This is a genomic window from Nonomuraea polychroma, assembly GCF_004011505.1.
GTDB classification, from domain to species: domain Bacteria; phylum Actinomycetota; class Actinomycetes; order Streptosporangiales; family Streptosporangiaceae; genus Nonomuraea; species Nonomuraea polychroma.
Window position 1 is genome coordinate 8,875,042 of the sequence record NZ_SAUN01000001.1, and the last position, 16,753, is coordinate 8,891,794.

17 protein-coding genes are annotated in these 16,753 nt (G+C 69.7%); 5 read left to right on the top strand and 12 right to left on the bottom strand.

All coding sequences use genetic code 11. The features are described from left to right. Positions 1 to 11: 11 nt before the first annotated feature. From EDD27_RS40780 to EDD27_RS40810, 7 genes are all read right to left on the bottom strand, one after another. Positions 12 to 1,982 (bottom strand): TOMM precursor leader peptide-binding protein, encoded by a 1,971-nt coding sequence (locus EDD27_RS40780; RefSeq protein WP_127937132.1) that lies wholly within the window; start codon positions 1,980 to 1,982, stop codon positions 12 to 14. Beyond that, positions 1,979 to 3,772 carry a hypothetical protein gene (locus tag EDD27_RS40785; RefSeq protein WP_164904009.1) on the bottom strand — a complete coding sequence of 598 codons (1,794 nt, stop codon included), beginning with the start codon at positions 3,770 to 3,772 and terminating at the stop codon, positions 1,979 to 1,981. Before EDD27_RS40785 ends, EDD27_RS40780 begins: the two co-directional genes overlap by 4 nt. 377 nt (positions 3,773 to 4,149) lie before the next feature. Beyond that, positions 4,150 to 4,353 (bottom strand): hypothetical protein, encoded by a 204-nt coding sequence (locus EDD27_RS40790; protein ID WP_127937134.1) that lies wholly within the window; start codon positions 4,351 to 4,353, stop codon positions 4,150 to 4,152. A gap of 188 nt (positions 4,354 to 4,541) precedes the next feature. After that, complete coding sequence (locus EDD27_RS40795) at positions 4,542 to 4,931, bottom strand: hypothetical protein (protein WP_127937135.1); 390 nt, start codon at positions 4,929 to 4,931, stop codon at positions 4,542 to 4,544. A gap of 188 nt (positions 4,932 to 5,119) precedes the next feature. Next, positions 5,120 to 6,355: a DUF5994 family protein gene (locus EDD27_RS40800; RefSeq protein ID WP_127937136.1), complete on the bottom strand. Its 1,236-nt coding sequence runs from the start codon at positions 6,353 to 6,355 to the stop codon at positions 5,120 to 5,122. A gap of 269 nt (positions 6,356 to 6,624) precedes the next feature. Then, positions 6,625 to 6,831, bottom strand: a complete 207-nt coding sequence (locus tag EDD27_RS40805; protein ID WP_127937137.1) for a cold-shock protein — start codon at positions 6,829 to 6,831, stop codon at positions 6,625 to 6,627. Between the two features lie 220 nt (positions 6,832 to 7,051). Continuing rightward, entirely contained in the window at positions 7,052 to 7,414 is a 363-nt protein-coding gene (locus EDD27_RS40810) for a beta-lactamase family protein (protein WP_241564523.1), read from the bottom strand. Between the two features lie 150 nt (positions 7,415 to 7,564). On the opposite strand from EDD27_RS40810, the gene pstS reads away from it, so the two are divergent. After that, a complete protein-coding gene (gene pstS, locus EDD27_RS40815) occupies positions 7,565 to 8,635 on the top strand; it encodes a phosphate ABC transporter substrate-binding protein PstS (protein ID WP_127937139.1) in 1,071 nt (356 codons plus the stop codon). Here pstS and EDD27_RS40820 read toward each other — a convergent pair. Next, the gene (locus EDD27_RS40820) at positions 8,625 to 8,858 is read right to left on the bottom strand and encodes an oxidoreductase C-terminal domain-containing protein (RefSeq protein ID WP_206641871.1); all 234 of its coding nucleotides are present in this window, start codon (positions 8,856 to 8,858) and stop codon (positions 8,625 to 8,627) included. The genes pstS and EDD27_RS40820 overlap by 11 nt on opposite strands. A gap of 197 nt (positions 8,859 to 9,055) precedes the next feature. On the opposite strand from EDD27_RS40820, the gene EDD27_RS40825 reads away from it, so the two are divergent. The 3 genes from EDD27_RS40825 (at position 9,056) to EDD27_RS40835 (ending at position 10,967) form a co-directional block, all read left to right on the top strand. Beyond that, positions 9,056 to 9,892, top strand: a complete 837-nt coding sequence (locus EDD27_RS40825; protein WP_127937141.1) for an SAM-dependent methyltransferase — start codon at positions 9,056 to 9,058, stop codon at positions 9,890 to 9,892. A gap of 122 nt (positions 9,893 to 10,014) precedes the next feature. Next, entirely contained in the window at positions 10,015 to 10,419 is a 405-nt protein-coding gene (locus EDD27_RS40830) for an ATP-binding protein (RefSeq protein WP_164904010.1), read from the top strand. Between the two features lie 26 nt (positions 10,420 to 10,445). Next, on the top strand, positions 10,446 to 10,967 hold the full coding sequence (locus EDD27_RS40835; protein ID WP_206641872.1) for a DinB family protein: 522 nt from the start codon (positions 10,446 to 10,448) through the stop codon (positions 10,965 to 10,967). 30 nt (positions 10,968 to 10,997) lie between these two features. On the opposite strand, the gene EDD27_RS40840 is transcribed toward EDD27_RS40835, so the two are convergent. The 3 genes from EDD27_RS40840 to EDD27_RS40850 form a co-directional block, all read right to left on the bottom strand. Beyond that, a complete protein-coding gene (locus EDD27_RS40840; protein ID WP_127937143.1) occupies positions 10,998 to 11,894 on the bottom strand; it encodes a sugar phosphate isomerase/epimerase family protein in 897 nt (298 codons plus the stop codon). A gap of 11 nt (positions 11,895 to 11,905) precedes the next feature. After that, complete coding sequence (locus tag EDD27_RS40845; RefSeq protein ID WP_127937144.1) at positions 11,906 to 14,011, bottom strand: PQQ-dependent sugar dehydrogenase; 2,106 nt, start codon at positions 14,009 to 14,011, stop codon at positions 11,906 to 11,908. Positions 14,012 to 14,377: 366 nt separating this feature from the next. Continuing rightward, complete coding sequence (locus EDD27_RS40850) at positions 14,378 to 15,055, bottom strand: GntR family transcriptional regulator (RefSeq protein ID WP_127937145.1); 678 nt, start codon at positions 15,053 to 15,055, stop codon at positions 14,378 to 14,380. A gap of 176 nt (positions 15,056 to 15,231) precedes the next feature. Between EDD27_RS40850 and EDD27_RS40855 the strand changes: the two genes are divergently transcribed. After that, positions 15,232 to 15,420 (top strand): hypothetical protein, encoded by a 189-nt coding sequence (locus tag EDD27_RS40855; RefSeq protein WP_127937146.1) that lies wholly within the window; start codon positions 15,232 to 15,234, stop codon positions 15,418 to 15,420. Positions 15,421 to 15,424: 4 nt separating this feature from the next. On the opposite strand, the gene EDD27_RS40860 is transcribed toward EDD27_RS40855, so the two are convergent. Next, complete coding sequence (locus EDD27_RS40860; protein ID WP_127937147.1) at positions 15,425 to 16,603, bottom strand: site-2 protease family protein; 1,179 nt, start codon at positions 16,601 to 16,603, stop codon at positions 15,425 to 15,427. Between the last annotated feature and the right edge of the window lie 150 nt (positions 16,604 to 16,753).

The window sequence follows — 16,753 nt, forward strand, 5'->3', positions numbered from 1 at the left end:
TCGCTCCGGCTCTAGGGGAAGGGGTGGGGGAACGGGTTGAGCTGCTCCGGCCGCAGGTCCTCGGCGCGGTGGCCGAGCAGGCGCGGCCTGGACAGCAGCCGGGGCAGGCCGTGGGTACGCCGGTGCCGGTGCCCGAAGGTGATCGGCACCGTGCCCGGCACGATCACCTTGGCCGCGTGCAGCCCGGCCGCTTCCATCTCGGGCGAGGTGGTGTCCACGGCGATCACGTCCAGGCCGGAGTCCAGGTAGCGCCGCACCAGCTCGGCGAGGTCTTCGGTGAGGTCGTCGTGGGCGGGCCAGCCTGGCAGGGCTGCCAGGGCCAGGCGGGGGCCTCCGGCGGCGAGGAACGCCAGCCGGTCGTACGCGCCCGGGTGCCCGTACACCATCGGGTGGTCGTCCAGCGTGCGCACCAGGTCGGAGTCGGCGGCCAGTCGTGCGGCCCGCGCGGGGTCGTACCGATCGAGCTGGCCTTCCAAGGTGGGGCCCAGCTCGACCAGGGCGCGGCGCAGGGCATGCTCGGGCTCCAGGTGAGCGGCGCTGCCGCAGACGGCCTTGGGGCGTTCCGGGTTGCCGGCCGGGTCCACGGCCATCACCCAGAACACCGGCACCCCCTGCTCCATGGCCGTCACGTACGCCTCGACGGTGTAGCCCAGCCGGTGCCTGAGCCGTTCGGCGATCATCGGAATGCGCCGGTCCGTGGCGGAGTCCAGGTCCACGGGGGACATCGGCATCCTGGCGTACCAGGTCGTCAGGATGGCGTCACGCTCGGCCACCTCCAGCAGCCCGTACAGGATCGCCTCGGCCGGGCACCCGCCGGCCGCGCAGCCGTTGGAGCTCTCGTAGGCGAGCCCGGGGTCGGGAGGCGGACCGTAATAGACGTAGCTCTCGGGTACGAGCAGCGGCGCGTCCCGCCCGAACGAGTACGCCCACACCCACGAGATCTCCCGGCTCGGGTCGAACCGGGAGAACCAGAAGCCCGGCAGGTCGTAGCGGTCGTCCGGGTAGAGGCCCAGCGTGCGGGGGTCCAGGGCCTGCTCGGCCACGTCGGCGTACGCGGCCCGGACGGCGGGGCGGCGGGCGCGCGGGTGGATGCCGGCGATCCGCTCCAGAGCCTCGACCATCGCGGTCGTCCTGGCCGCGGAGAAGTCGTCGCATCGGCCGTACCCGTGGTGGCTCTCGTCCGAGGTGCGGGCCGGGGCCAGGCGGGCCACCGCCATCGGGCTGCCGCCCCGCGCGTCCGAGACGAGGGACTGGATCAGCCCAGTCTCCCCGTCCACGAACATCTCCCGCAATTCCTCCTCCCTGCCCGCCAGATCGGCCACCCGGAACACGCCGGGGGCCGGTTTCCGTGCGGGCCCGCGCGGCGGGCGCACGACCTCTCGGGTGTCAGGCGGGCGGCGGCCGCAGTCGGGGCACAGGGGGTCCGGCAGGAACGGGTGCCTGCGTACGAGTCCGGTCGACACGCTCACCCGTAGCAGCGCCCCGGCCGTCAGCGCGGTGGCGGCGTCCTCGCGCAGCCGGTCCAGCTCCGCGGCGGCCAGCGCGGCGACCGCGGTGGCCGTCGCCCGGGTGAGCAGCCCGGACGGGCGCGCCGCCAGCTCCTCGCCGAAGCGCACCCGCATGGCGTCCCTGCCCTGGGCGTCGGCCCGGTTCGCATCCCGCCTGCGTGCCACGCAGGTGGGGCAGCCGGGGGCGGGCGGGTGTACGGCGGGGCCCAGCAGCACCCAGCCGGCGTCCACCCGCACCGGCAACCACGGGATCCCGCGGGCGGCGGCCAACCGGGTCAACGCCGGATAATCCCGCTCATCGCTGGCATCGCTCACGGTCAGCAGCGCCGTCGCCCCGTCCGGCCGGGTCGCGTCACTTGCGGTCAACCGGTCGGGGGTGAAGGCCGCGGTGATGGCGGCGTGCAGCCTGCCCGTGCCGAGCACAGCGGTGTCCGGCGGCGTGCGTGTCCGCAGCACCGTCGTGTCCGGCGTCACAGGAGGACGACCCGGACGGCGCAGGGCAGCAGGCGGGCCGCCGCGGGGTCGCCGTTCAGTCGGACCGCCACCGGCACCCGCCCCTGCCGCCGTAATGCGCCGGCCAGCAGGGCCGTGTCGGGCGTGCCGTCGAGCCAGCGGGGCGTCTCCAGCCCGAACACCGGGTTCTGCCAGTGCAGCAACACCCGTTCCAGTCCGTCGTGCATGGCCTGGTGGGCGGTGGGCGCGCAGGAGACGAAAGCCCCGCGGCCGGCCAGGCGGAAGTCGAAGGCGGGGACACCGAGCACGTCGGTGAGGTCCCGTATGGCGACGTCCAGACCGGCCAAGGCGATCATCCGGCCGAGGTGGTCGTCAGGCAGCGCCGCGAGCGGGTGGCCGCCGTCGATCCCACCGGCCACACTGCCGTCACCCTCGATCGCGGCCCGTAGGAGGTCCTCGCAGTGGGCGCGGAGTCCGGCCGCGACCGCTTGATCCCAGCTCAGGCCGGCCGCCACGCCGACGGGCGCGGGCACCTGATCCAGGGTCACCGGCCTGATGCGGCCGGTGAGCAGCTCCACCCCTTCGTACACGCCTTGCGGGGTCGACAAGCCGCCGTAGACGGCCGCGGCGGCGAGCAGGGCGCGAAACCGGGCCGTCCGACGGTCCTCACCCCAGCCCGCCACCTCCGGCAGCGGCACCCAGCTCGGCAGCACGGACAACGGATCGGAGACACTCGCCCGGCACACGGCGAGCGGGCTCTGCGCGAGATCCCCTTCGTCGAGGGAGGTGAGCACGCCGAGCCGGGGATCCACCAGCTCCGGCACCCGCTCCAGCACCCGCTCCAGCACCCGCTCCTCAGTCACCGGCGCCGCATCGCCATCAGGCTCTGGCGACGCGTTCATCCCGATCGCGGCGCGGGGGTGGGGGAGGAAACGGTGGGAGCGGGTGTCGAGGTTACGCAGGTCGATCCTCGTCATACGTGGTGCGCCGCTCTCCAGGGGGCGTTCCATGCCGGTCAGGAAGGAGAAGCACGCCAGCCCCAGCACCGCGGCGACCACCGCGGGCACCGGTCCGGTCACCCAGTCCTCCTCGGCGTGCAGCCTGGGCTCGACCGGCGCGGCGGCCAGCCGGTGCCAGCCGGACTCGGCCTGCGTGACGGAGGGCGGCCCGACCCCGCTCAGCCACACCTCCGAGCGCCGGACCAGCACTTGCGCGATGGAGGTGCCCGATCGGTGTGCGGCGCGGCCGGCCTGGACCAGCGCGCCGAGGTCATCACCGATCTGGACGACCAGGTCGTTCCCGCTCAGGTCGGCATCGGGCCGAGCATCCCCGTCCGCACCCGCGTCGAGGCGCTCAATTCGCACGTGCTGCCCGGGATCGCGGCGTTCCCGGCTGACGAGGGTGGCGAGACCGGACGGGTCGGCGGTGATCACGTGCAGATCCCTGCAGCCGAACCCCAGGAACGCCGTCAGCACCGCCCTCAGCAGCGCTCCTTCCCCGCTGACGGTGACGCGCGCCTGCCGCGCCTGCAGGAAGCGCTTTTCCGGCGAGTCGAACGCGTACCCGATGAAGGCGATCTCGTCGGCGTACGTGCGGCGTTCGGCGTCGGTCAGCCCGTCTTCGGGCTCGCCCCGGGCGTCCACCACGAACCGCTGCTCGACGAGGCTGCCCACCAGCCGGTCCACCATGGCCCGCTTGTCATCGGGCAGTGCCCCGGTCAGCTCGGCCAGCGTCCTGCGGCCGTCCAGCGCCGGCGCGAGCCGGGCCAGCCAGGCGTAGGCGTGCGGTCCTCGGAGGATGCAAGTGGACAAATCCCCCTGCACGTATGCCCCGTCGGCGATCTCTACGAATCGAACGTCTTCTCGAAGCCTGGGCTTCATCCCCTTTGGGAGCGCTCCCATGCGGCGGACGATACCGACTCGCCATACTCCGGCAAACGTACCCGCAAGGCCGCCTGCTTTACGGGTGTCCGTTTCCACCCCGGGGCGGGGCGGCGGCCGCCGTCATCTACACGCACCGGAACGCCGGCCCCACCGGTCCGATGGCAACCTAACCCCTATTTGGGTCCGAGGCCTCGGTCAGCCGGTAAATGAAATTATTCACGGGCGAGGCGGCCGAAGGTCGGCGCGATCTCCGATCAGGGCCGTCGGCGGGCCGGCCGATCGGCGGAAGGTGCGCCCCTGGCCGGTCAGGCAACCCGCCGGAAGGCGACCGTCGCCCGGTAGCGAGTGACGGGCTCCGCCAGCAATTCAGCCTCAGCACTGATGACATCCAGTTCGGCGTCAGGACCGAAGAAGTCGTGGGCCTGAGCCCGGGCGTTCTCCCTGATCTCGTCTGGATTCGCTCCGCTCACGGTGACGCGCAGGGTGAGCGGGAACCGGGTCACACTCATGGGCGGCTCTCTTTCGCAGAATGGTTATGTCCCCTTAAACAGTCACACGAGAGCGGTCACACCTCAACTAAAACCATCCTCAAGCGGCCATAAAGCACACCTGACTGAATTCCAGAACAGCGGCCATTTCGCCCACCCACATACGCACCATCACGCCCTTTGTCACCGCAATGGGAAACGGACGCTCGTCAGGAGTGGACGGCGCGGATCTCGGTCACGGTGAATGCGTCGTCGATGTGCCGGTTGTCGACGAGGAAACCGACCAGTCCCGCAACCGCCTCCGTCCCGGTGGCGGCCCTCGCATGTCCGCTGAGGAGGTAGACCAGCGGAGTGGACGGCTGGTGGAGCGAGAAGCGGCCGCTGTGACGGCGCACGTCCTTCAGCGCCCTGATCGGCATCGGCCGCACCGAGGTGAACCACACCGCGACCTCCCACAGCGGCAACGCCGGATCATCCCTGGCCGAGGCGTGGTAGCAGGCGACACAGCCCCGCGCGGCGTGCAGGCCATGTGGGCAGGTCCATCGGACGGCGTCAGCGGGGCGCTGGTCGTGGGGGTTCAGCTTCGCCGACTCGGTCACGCGGCGACGTACAGGTCGTGCCAAGTGCTCGAACGGGGGAAAAGAACCGCTAACGATGATCAAATCCTTTCGCACAGGTTGCTGCGGCTGCCTGGGGGACGGATGCCATGGCCCGATCCCGGCGGCGGGTGCCGCACCGCGTCATGGTCCGGGTTCTGGCCTCGAGTATGCGGAGGGACGGGTGTGGGTCAGTCGGCGGTGGCGTTGTTCGGCCTGGTGAAGGAGACCAGGTGGTCGACCTCGGCGAATCCGGCGTCGTCGAACAACGCCCCGGACGGCTCCGGGTCGCCGGCCGCGTACAGGATCGTCTCCGCTGCTCCGTGTTCCCGCAGGAGCGCCTCGCCTTGGAGCAGCAGCGCCCGTTCGAGTGCCGGGTCGGCGTGGCCGTCGGCAGCGCTGAACCACCACAGGATGCCGCGGCCGTCGATCGGCTGCTGAGCGACGAGTTCGGCGGCGGAATCGTCGTCGTGGACCTTCAGCCACCAGCCAGGTGGGGCCTTGCTCGCGACGACCTCGACCAGCGGACTCGTCGTGGCAGGGAGGTCGAAGGATGTCCCGCGGTGGAGGTAGCGCCAGGAGTTCCTGGCGGCGAAGCCGGCGTGCTCGAGTGCCTTTCGCGTGATGGGCCGGCGGCCCGTCGGCAGAGCGGCCAGGCCGAGGCCCAGCGCGGCGGTGAAGGCGTGCACGGGTTTGCCGCCGCCCAGCTCGCGAAGCGCGTGGGAGATGAGCGCTGCGACGACATCCAGGATCTCGCGTCCGTGCAACCACAGGATCTGCCCGGCGCTGCGATCTCGATGTACCGCGTACGACACGGCGCCCACGACGTGACTGCCGGGATCCACCAGCACGTCGATCATCGGGTGTTCGATGTCGGCCCAGGGATCGGGATCGCGGTGGGACGTTCCGGCCAGGGCCTGGTCGAGCATCTCCGGCGTACACGACGGCTGTCCGGGCAGGCGGTCGGCGTCGATGAGCGCGAGCACGGACTCCCTGTCGGAGTCGCGGTAGCGGCGCATCCTCGTCTCCTCCGTCGGTGCGGGCGCGCTCCGGCAGCCGGTGAGGATCTCGTTCGCGGACATCGTGTTGCCGGTGCGGGCGGCGGTTCTCATCGCGGCGGCCGCAATGGGCCCGGCGGTGTCCGGCGGGATCACCAGGAGCAGGAAACCGTCCTGGTTGCCGCGGATCACTCTGATCATGTTCGAGGTTGCCGAAAGTCCGCTTACCCGCAGGAAACGGCCATCGATGAGCAGGTGGGCCGGGACCTCGTCCCATGCGGCCGGGTCGAGCCTGACGCGCAGGATGGGGCCGAGCCGGTCCTCCAGGATGCGGACAAGGGCGGGCAGCTCGCGGTGGAGGTCGGTGGAATGGGGCCACCACGCACCGTCGAGCGTTCCGTCCCGGGTCAGCGTGGGCTCGAGGAACACGCGGGCCGGCTGCAGAGCGATGGGCGTGACTGGTGCATGGGCGTTCGGCATCTGACGTGCCGCCTGTCTCCGGAGTGAAGGACCGGCTGAGTCCGGGAAGACGCCGACGCGGCTGCCGGCATGCGGGATATCCCAGGTAATCCACCATACGCCGCGCGTCCCGGCGCACCCGTCAGCACACACGGGGAACGCGGGGACCTGGGGGCTGAAGACAAGTACGGGCCCGCACCCCCGTTGGGGTGCGGGCCCGGACTCATGACCGTGCCAGGTCAGGCGGCGACGATGTTCTCCGCCTGCGGGCCCTTCTGGCCCTGGACGATGTCGAAGGACACCTTCTGGCCCTCGTGCAGCTCACGGTAGCCGCCGTTGGCGACGATGTTGGAGTAGTGCGCGAAGACGTCGGCGCCGCCGCCGTCCTGCGCGATGAAGCCGAAGCCCTTTTCGGAGTTGAACCACTTGACGGTTCCGGAAGCCATTTCGATCTCCTCGAGATGTGTGCAGGAAACGCAATTCGCACCGCGCGAATTGCCGCGTCGCCGCGATGAGCCCATCCGGAGATGACCGGTAAACAAAAAACGCGCCCGCAGGTTCAACTCTGCCAGACGCGCACAAAGCATGTTATGGGTACAACAACTGCAACATCAGAAAGCCTAGCACACGTTTCCCGTGCACCGCACCTAGCGCACCTAGGCCGTTTCACCGGACCAGCGCCGAGTCCGTCGGTCTGGATGGAGGTGCTCGTCGGGCAGCCGCTCCTGCTGCCCGGCGAGCTTTGCCGAAGCCGGCGTCGGTCGTGTCGAGCGTGCGCATGGCGGCCGGCGAGGACCCGCTGAGGATCCGCCCGCCGGCCGGCGCGGCCAGGCCGGGCTGGTCTCCGGGGACGATCGTCTGCGTCAGGCCGTACGGCCGCAGAATCCGGCGCTTGATCTCCTGCCCGTACGGGCGGCCGGTCAGCTTCTCGATCAGGAGGCCCGCGACGACGTAGCGACCAGCTTGGCGATCAGGCCCTTGGCCGTGTCCTCCCGGTCGTGCGCGGCCGTCGCCCATGAGGCGAACCATCGATCTTCCTGCTGTGATCCCCAGCAAGCGGGGTGTGGTGGTGAACCGCACCCTTGCCTGGGACAAGTTGGCGAGCAAATGACCCTTCATGACCAAGACCTTGACGGCTGATTAACGGGTCAGTCATCTCCACTTCATAACCTTGATGAGATGGCAAAGCTGACATGGGCCGTTTGGCCGGCTCTCCTTGCCGCCCTCGCCCTGGCGGCCTCGGCCGCCGGCCTGGGCGGAGCCGCGATATTGGCCCGCGAAGACCTGCCCCAGAACGTTCCGGTCACCGCGTCGATCTCCGGCTCCGGCTCCACCGCGCAGAAGGGCGCGATGGACGCCTGGCGTGCCGAGTTCCACCGCATCCACCCCGACTTGCAGGTGAACTACCAGGCCCACGGATCGGGGAACGGCATCAGGGACTTCATCGCGGGCACCACCGCTTTCGCCGGCTCCGACGTCGCGATGCACCCGCACGAACAGGCGCAGGCCGACCGACGCTGCCGCAGCCAGGCGGTGCACCTGCCCATGGTGGTCGGCCCCATCGCCGTGGCGTACAACCTGCCGTCCATGCCGGACCTGAAGCTCTCACCCACCACCCTGGCCGGCATCTTCAGCGGGCGGATCACCAGATGGGACGCCCAGGAGATCGCCGCCGACAACCGCGGCAAGCGCCTCCCGCCTGCGGGCATCCGTGTCTTCCACCGCTCCGACGACTCGGGCACGACCCACAACTTCACCACCTACCTCAAGGCGGCGGGCCGCTGGCCGGACGAGCCGTCCAGGAAGTGGAGGCGCGCGGGGCACGGCGTCGCGGGCTCCTCGGGGGTCGCCGAGGCCGTCCAGCACACCGACGGCTCCATCGGGTACGTGGAGTACGGCTTCGCCAGCAACGCCCGCCTGCGCACCGCCAAGGTGCGCAACGCCTCCGGCCAGTTCGTGGCGTTGTCGCCCCAGAGCGCCACGAAGGCGCTGGAGGGGGCCATGATCGTCGGTGACGACGGCGACCTGGTCGTGGAGTTCGACTACATGGCCACAGGGAAGGGCGCCTACCCCATCGTCCTGGTCACGTACGAGATCACCTGCGGGCACAACGCCGACCCGCTGGTGCGGACCTTCCTGCGGTACGCGGCGAGCAACGCCGGCCAGTCCTACCTCGCCCTGCACGGCTACGCCCCGCTCCCACAAGATCTGCTCGCCAAGGTGCGTCACCAACTCGGCGTCACCAACTGAGCACGGTCCACCAGCACCTGGGAGATCCGGCCGGGCGCTCGCCCGTACGGTAGGCGGCCACGAACCGGCGCTCGCCGACGTCACCGTCCGCGATCGCGACGGCGTCGTGGCCACGCGGGTGACCGTGGGCCTGGATCTTCATGTCGCACTGGTCGGACCAGAAGGCGGGCACCGGGGCGAACGGCCTGCGGACCCGCGGGTTCAGGAGGTTGCGTGCCGTCACCCGGCGGCAACATCCGGCAGGGGGAACGGGATCATGGCACGTCACGAAGATTCTGGTAACAAACATTTCCCGAAATAACCGGTCTATCGTATTGCCATTGACTGGAATTGTTGGAACATATGGTCTGAGTCAATCGAGTGAGGTCCATAGATCGCTTACCGCGAGAGGGTGGGCGGCGAGGGAAAGGGGCAACGCTCATGCACCGAAGAGCTGTCCGAAACCTGGCCAAGCTCGATTCCACGCAAGCCAGAATCACACGGATATTCGACGCGGCGGCGGGTGGGAAGAACAACTTCCTGGTGGACAAGGACACGGTGCGCCATTTCGATCAAGTGACCCCAGCCATCACGACCGCCGCCCGCGCCGTGCTTCAGTTTTTGTCCCGGGTGGTACGCCATCTGGCCGCCGTCGAAGGCGTGGACCAATTCATGATCGTGGGAAGCGGGGTCCCCAGCGGCCTTTCCGCCGGGCACCGGCTGCACGACATAGCTCGCCGCGCCTCGGCCAACCCGGACCTGCGCGTCGTCTACGTGGAGAACGACCCGATGGTGGTGACCATGGCGCAGGCCACCATCGAGCCCTTCACCGACCTGGTCCGCGTGGTGGAGGGTGACGTGCGGGAGATCGACGAGATGCTCCACGACCAGGTGGTCCAGACGTTCATCGACTGGGACCGGCCCCTGGCTGTGCTCCTGCTGTCGATGTACAGCCTCGACGACGACGAGTACGCGCACTATGTCATCAAGCGGCTGCGGCACATCGCGCCGACGGAGAGCTTCCTCGGCCTGTTGCACACCACCTTCGACAGCATCCCGCCGGAGCTGCTGCCGGCCATCCGCGACCTGCTCGCCATGACGCTGCCCGGTCTCGCGATCCGTTCCAGGGACGAGGTCGCAGCCTTGCTGGACGGTCTCGACCTGGTGGAGCCTGGACTGGTATGGGTGCCGCAGTGGCGTCCCGACGGGCGTGACCTGGCCTGCCGCGACGAGCCCAGGACTTCGGGCAACTACGGCGCCGTGGCCCGCATCCCCTGAGCAGGCGCGCCGATTACCGGGACACAAATTCGCAACAATCTTGTCTGTCCCGGATTCCAAGAGTGCGGACGACGGGTTACCGTATGAATTGGGAGCGCTCCCAAGCGAGAGATGTGATGCAGATGTCCCTCCACCCCTTGTCGGCCACGCCGATCCGCACGGCGGAGTACGTGCTGCCGTCCGTGCCTTCCGGAGTCGGCGAGGCGCGCTCCCTGGTCCGCTCGAAATTAACCGGCTGGGGCCTCGAGGATGTGATCGACGACTGCCTGCTCATCGTGAGCGAGCTGATCACCAACGCCATACGGTACGGCGGGGCGGCATATGCGCTCCGCCTGGAAGATCGTGAGGACCGGCTGTACGGCGAGGTCTTCGACCCGGGCGACGGCGAGCCCCGCCCGTGCTCGATGGACGTTGACGCGCTCTCGGGCCGCGGCCTGCAGATCGTCGCCGCGATCGCCGACGACTGGGGGGTGTCGGCGGCGAACGGCGGCAAGGTCGTGTGGTTCTCGGTCAGCTGCGCCCCCTGACGACGGACGTTCACGGATAACGTGCGATGGTGGACGACAGCGAGAAGAACGCGTTACTGATGTTCCTGGAGGCGCAGCGCGCCAGCGTGCTGGCCATCCTCGACGGTCTCGACGACCGGCTCCTGACCACCGCGGTTCTGCCCTCGGGTTGGACGCCACTGGGTCTCGTGGAGCACCTCGGCTACGCCGAGCGGCACTGGTTCCAGGAGATCGCGACCGGCTCGGACGAGCCGTTGGACTGGCCCGACGACGACCACGCGCCACTGACCACGCCGCGCCCGCCGTCCGTGGTCTTCGCGTTCTACCGCGCCCAGTGCGAGAGATCCAATGCTTTCATCGCCGCCACGCCGCTGTCGGCGCCGCCGAAGGAACGCCACCCGGGGCCGCTCGGGGATGAGATCACAGACCTGCGGGGGATCATCCTGCACATGATCGAGGAGACCGCACGGCATGCGGGCCACCTCGACGTGGCGCGCGAGTTGCTCGACGGCAAGACAGGACTCGGGCCCGTCTTGCCGTCGAACACGACGGAGTTCGCACCCCGGTGACGCCGCGGGCCCGAGCCACGTCATCGGTGCTCAGTATCTGAGCTTGCGCAGGTAGCGGTAGCCGACCTCCGCCGTCTGCCGCGGAGTCACGTCGGGCGTGTCGTTCTCCACGATGTACTCCAGCACACGATGCTTGTCGAAGATCCGGCGGAAGTCGATGGTGCCGGTGCCCAGGTCGGCCATGTCACCGTCGAGGTGCCGGTCCTTGACGTGGAACTGCAGCACCCGCTGCGGCGCCTCGCGGATGACGTCCAGCGCGAAGCCCACCGGGTCCGCGACGCCGCGTCCGACGCCGCCCGTGACCGCCCAGTAGATGTCGATCTCCAGGTGGACCAGCCGGGGGTCGAGCTCTGAAGTGAGCACGTCCCATGGCGTCTTCCCGCCGCCGAGGTCGATCGTGAACTCGTGGGCGTGATTGTGGTAGCCGTACCGCAGCCCGGCCTTGCGGGCGGCGGCCGCCTCGACGTTCATGCGCTCGGCCCAGGCCTTCCACTGGTCCTCGCTGTCGGAGTTCAGGTACGGCACGACCATGAAGGACTGGCCGAGGGTCAGCGCGTTGGAGATCTTCGTCTCCAGGCCGGCGTCGTCCGCGCTGATGCCGTCGTGGCTGGAGGTGGCGCGGATGCCGAGCCCGTCGAGGAACGTACGGAGTTGCTGGGCCGTACGGCCGAAGTAGCCGAGCGCGAGCTCGACCTTCGGGTAGCCGATCTCGGCCAGGTAGGCCAGGGTGGTGTCGTAGTCCTTGGCGAGGTCGTCGCGTACCGTCCAGAGCTGGATGCTGATCTGGCCCGGCGGGACGCGGTCCCTGCCCTGGTGGCGCGGCGAGGAAGCCGCGGCGGCGGGCGAAGCGGCGGCGAAGGCGGCCGCTCCGAGTCCGAGGCCCGCGGCGAGCAAGGACCGCCTGCTGGGGCCATAGCCGTAGCACATGGGTGGATCTCCTAACTGGTGGGCTCGAGTACGGCTTGGTCACTACCGGTCAGCGGGGGCAGCCCGTCGCCGCCGGGATCGGTGTAGGTGGCGACGAAGACGCCGGTGAGGTCGTCGTTCTCCGGGTCGTGGCCGCTCGGCTCGGTGGTCTGGATGGAGCCCGTGCAGCCGCGGGCCGTGGTCTGCGGATGGCCGTGGTCGTCGTGGCCGAGGATGTAGTCCACGGTCACGTTGGCGCAGTCCACCGCTTGGTCATCGGTGACCCGTACCTCGAACTCGACGACGTCGCCGAACGAGAACTGTCCCCCGTCGGCGGGCCGGACCAGCTCCACGACGGGGGCGGCGTTGCCGACCACGATCCGCACCGACGTCGCCGCGGACATGCCGTCGGGGTCGGTGACCCTGAGGGTGGCGTTGTAGAGGCCGTTCTGCTGATACGTGTACGACGCGTCGGGGCTGCGCGAGTCGACCCTGCCGTCGGCATCGAAGTCCCACGCGTAGCGGAGCCTGTCGCCGTCGGGATCGCTCGTGCCCGCGCTGGTGAAGGCGACGGTGAGCGGCGCGTGGCCGGCGGTCACCGACGCCGAGGCCACCGGGATGGGCGTGTGGTTGCCGGTGTAGCCGATGTAGTCGAAGCGGGCCAGCTGCGCGTCCGGGTTCTCGCTGAAGAAGCCGTCGCCGTACTCCAGCACGTACAACGCGCCGTCGGGGCCGAACTCCATGTCCATCGGGTTGTCGAAGACGAGCGAGGGCAGCACGTCCTCGATCCGCCGGCCGTCGTCGTGGAACGCCTTGACGTAGTCGCGGGTCCACTCGTGGAAGAGCGGGACGCCGTCGTAGTACTTCGGCCAGGCCACGGGCGCGCGGCCGCGGGTGGCGCGCGGGTCGAAGTCGTACGCCGGCCCGGCCATCGGGCCGATGCCGCCGGTGCCCAGCTGCGGGAACTCCTGCGACGGCCCGTACGAATACCACACCTCCGGCTGGACCACCGGCGGCAACTGGCGCAGGCCGGTGTTCCGCGGCGACTCGTTGACGGGCGCGGCGCAGCTGAACGAGCCGCCCGACGCGCCGGTGGCGAAGTCGTAGTCCACGTACGGGAGCCGCGCCGTCGCGCAGTAGGGCCAGCCGTAGTTGCCTGGCTTGCGGACGACCGCCCATTTGCCGTGTCCCGCCGGGCCGCGCCGCGGATCGGCCTCGTCCGCGTCGGGTGAGTAGTCGGCGACGTACAGGTCGCCGGTCCGCCGGTTGAGCTCGATGCGGAACGGATTACGCAGGCCCATCGCGTAGATCTCCGGCCGGGTGCCCGCCGTGCCGGGCTTGAACAGGTTCCCGCGCGGGATCGTGTACGACCCGTCGTCGCGTACGGCGATGCGCAGGATCTTGCCGCGCAGGTCGTTGGTGTTGCCGGAGCTGCGCTGGGCGTCGAACGCCGGGTTGCGGTCGGCCCGCTCGTCGATCGGGGTGTAGCCGTCGGAGAAGAACGGATTGGTGTCGTCGCCGGTCGACAGGTAGAGGTGGCCGTCGGCGTCGAAGACGATGTCGCCGCCGACGTGGCAGCAGATGCCGCGGTCCACCGGCACGTCAAGGATGCGCTGCTCGCTGCGCAGGTCGAGGGTCGAGCCGGTGAAGCGGAACCTGGACAGCCGGATCAGCCCCTTGAAGGGCGCGAAGTCCTGCGGCGCGCCGGTGAACGGCGCGTCCCCTTCGTTGACGTCGGGTGTCGCGGGGTCGTCGACCGGGGTGTCGAGCGGCGGGGAGTAGTACAGGTAGACCCAGTCGTCCTTCTTCGAGCCGGTGCCGAAGCCGGGGCTGAGCGCGATGCTCTGCAGCCCCTCCTCGTCGTGCTGGTAGACGTCGAGCCGGGCGGCGAGCGTGTTGAGTCCGCTCTTCGGGTCGTGCAACCACACCTCGCCTGGTCGCGTGGTGTGCAGGACCCGCGAATCCGGTAACACCGCCAGGTCCATCGGCTCGCCAGGGTTGTCGTTGAGTGTCACCTTCTGGAACTGGTCGTCGGGCGGCGGGGCCGCGGCTCCGGCGGTCCCCGTGGCGTTCGCAGCGGCGGCCGGCATGAGGATCGCCGCAGCTGTCATGGCCGCGATGGCGGTTCGGGCTCTCATGCCTCTCCCTTCGGTCTGCTCGGGGGGATAAGAGAGGGCAACGTAACGTGAATGTAACCCGAGTTACGCCGATCGACGAGGGCCTAATTACGCGGAATCGAGCATCTTTCGCGCGTGATCGTACTAAGTGCCGGACCTTGGCTCCTGGGCCCGGCGCCTGGCGGAGGTCGCTGAGCAACGCGTCTCCGCAGGTCTTCACCAGGTTCGGCCCCGCGGAGGGCGCTACTCCAGATCCGCGAGAGGCACCCGGCTCGGCAGCACCTCGCCGGTCTTCTCGTCCACCCCGCCGCGCAGCAGCGCGCGGGCACACGCGGTGCGCGCCGTTTCCCCTGAGCGAGAAGGGCGCTGCGTCGAGGAGACGGTGCGTCAAAAGGCGGGCTGCGGACGCGCCCGCTCGCTCAGCGTCACGCGGATCCGGCTGCAGGAGCCGTGGAGGTGGTCGGTGAGTGCGGCCAGCGCGGCCTCGACGTCGCCGGAACGCACGACATCGCGCAGGTAGGCGTGGTCCTCGGCGACCGGGACCAGGTCGCGGTCGGTGTTGGTGATCTCCAGCACGGTCGCGAACAACGGCCGGTGCAGCTCCCAGGCGGCGGTGAGCCAGCGATTGTCGCCGATCGTGTAGAAGCCGCTGTGGAAGTCGAGGTCGGCGGCGGCGAACTTGGCGGCGTCGGGCGCGGTGGCGGCCGCTCGCATCTGCTCGACGGCCTCGTCGACCGGGGTCCAGTCGGCGGCGTCGAGCCGGGCGATGGCCTCCCGGATGGCCAGGCCCTCCAGAGCGCCGCGCAACGAGTAGAGCTCCACGAGGTCGTGGTCGGACAACCCGCGCACGAAGACGCCTCGCTTACGGGTCTCGACCAGCCCCTCGATCTCGAGTTGGCGCAGCGCGTCGCGGACCGGCCCGCGGCTCACCCCGAAGCGCTCCGCGATCCTGCCCTCGACCAGGTGTGTGCCGACGCTCAGCTCGCCACGCACGATGAGCGAGCGGAGCTGGGCGAGCAGCTGGTCTCCGAGCGGGGGATTACGCAACGGATTGGTGATCGTCACCAGCTCTCCTCTCGTGTGCGCCCCCGGACAGAGTCCATCATCCTAACGGTTGACCGTTGACGGTTGACCGGAGCCCCACGAGCGTCCGGTAGGTGCTCCCCCGCCGACGGCGAACGCGCCCTGAGGATCGGGCTCGGGCCTGCTGGGCAGAGGAAGAGGAAAGGGGGAGAAACGAGATGAGCAGCCCGAGGAATCACCCGCCTGCCGAGCGGGGGGACAACGAAGAAACCATCCGGACCCTGCTGACCGCGGCCAAGGAGGAGTCGCCCGTGCTCGCGGCGGACGAGGAGCCCGGGGAGATCCTGGACGAATTCGACGCGGCCTTCATCAGGAGCAAAGAACTGAACCCTGACGACTTCGAGTAGCGCTTCAGAAGGTGTCGCGATGCGGCATTGCCATGTCGGCGCCGCGCGGGTGCGGATAGGGATCGTTCCCGCGCAGGCCGGCCGTCTGGATGGCGCGGCTGATGTCGCTCGGCGTGAGGAGCCCGACCAGATGGCCGGAGGGGTCGAGCACCACGGCGCGGCCGTCGGCGCAGCCGGTCATGCGGCTCAGCAGGCCGGTCAGCGGCTCCTCGGTGGTGGACCGCGGCACCTCCTCGGGCGGGCAGGCGATCTCGCGTAGCCGGGTCGTCTCCCGCGCCTCAGGGGGCACCTCCCGGATGCGGTTGAGCGTCACCAGGCCGACGAACATGAGGTTCTCGTCCACGAGCGGGTACGTGGACAGGCGCCGGCTCATCACCAGCCGGTCGATCAGCCCGGACACGGTCTCGTCGGGATGGGCGGCGACGGGCTTGGCCGACATCACGTCTCTGACCCGTACCCCGTGCAGGGCGGCGCCCATCTGCGCCTGCTGCTCCTCGGCACTGGCGGCGTTGACGAGGAACAGGCCGATCAGCGCGAGCCACAGCCCGTCGAACCCGCGCCCGGTGACGACCTGCAGGAACCCGACCGCGATGAGCGCGTACCCGAACACCCGCCCCGCGCGGGCGGCGGTCACGGCCGCCCGTACCCGGTCCCGCCACCGCGCCCAGAGCGCGGCACGCAACACGCGACCGCCGTCCAGCGGCGCGGCCGGGATCAGGTTGAACACGGCCAGCAACACGTTGACCGCGGCCAGGTAGGCGAACATCCCGGCCAGCAGCGGCGCGCCGGACAGCAGCAGCGCCACGGCGCCGAAGACCACGGCGCAGGCCAGGCTGGCCACGGGGCCCACGACGGCGATCTTCAGGTCCGCCGCCGGCGTCCGGGGCTCGCTACGCAGCTCCGCCACCCCGCCGAGCAGCCAGAGCGTGATCTGCGGCACCTCGATGCCATGGCGCTTGGCCACCAAGGCGTGCGCCAGCTCGTGCGCGAGCAGGGACGCCATGAACAACACGGCCGAGCCCAGCCCGGCCAGCACATACGCGGTCATGGAGTAGCCGGGGAAGACGATCGGGAAGCGCCCGAACGCCAGCCCCACCACCAGGATCAGAACGATGAACAGCACGCTGACGTTGAGCCCGACGGCGACCCCGCCGATGCGGCCCAGACTGAACGACGAACGCATCTGCCCACTCCTTTAGCAAACGAGCTGACCAGCTCCGGCTACCCGGCTGGAGCTCAGGAAACCTGCCCGTGACCAGTGCGAACGCCGTACGCATTTGCGCACATATATATCCTTGCGTACAGTGTTCGCATCAAGAGGACGTCGTTCTAA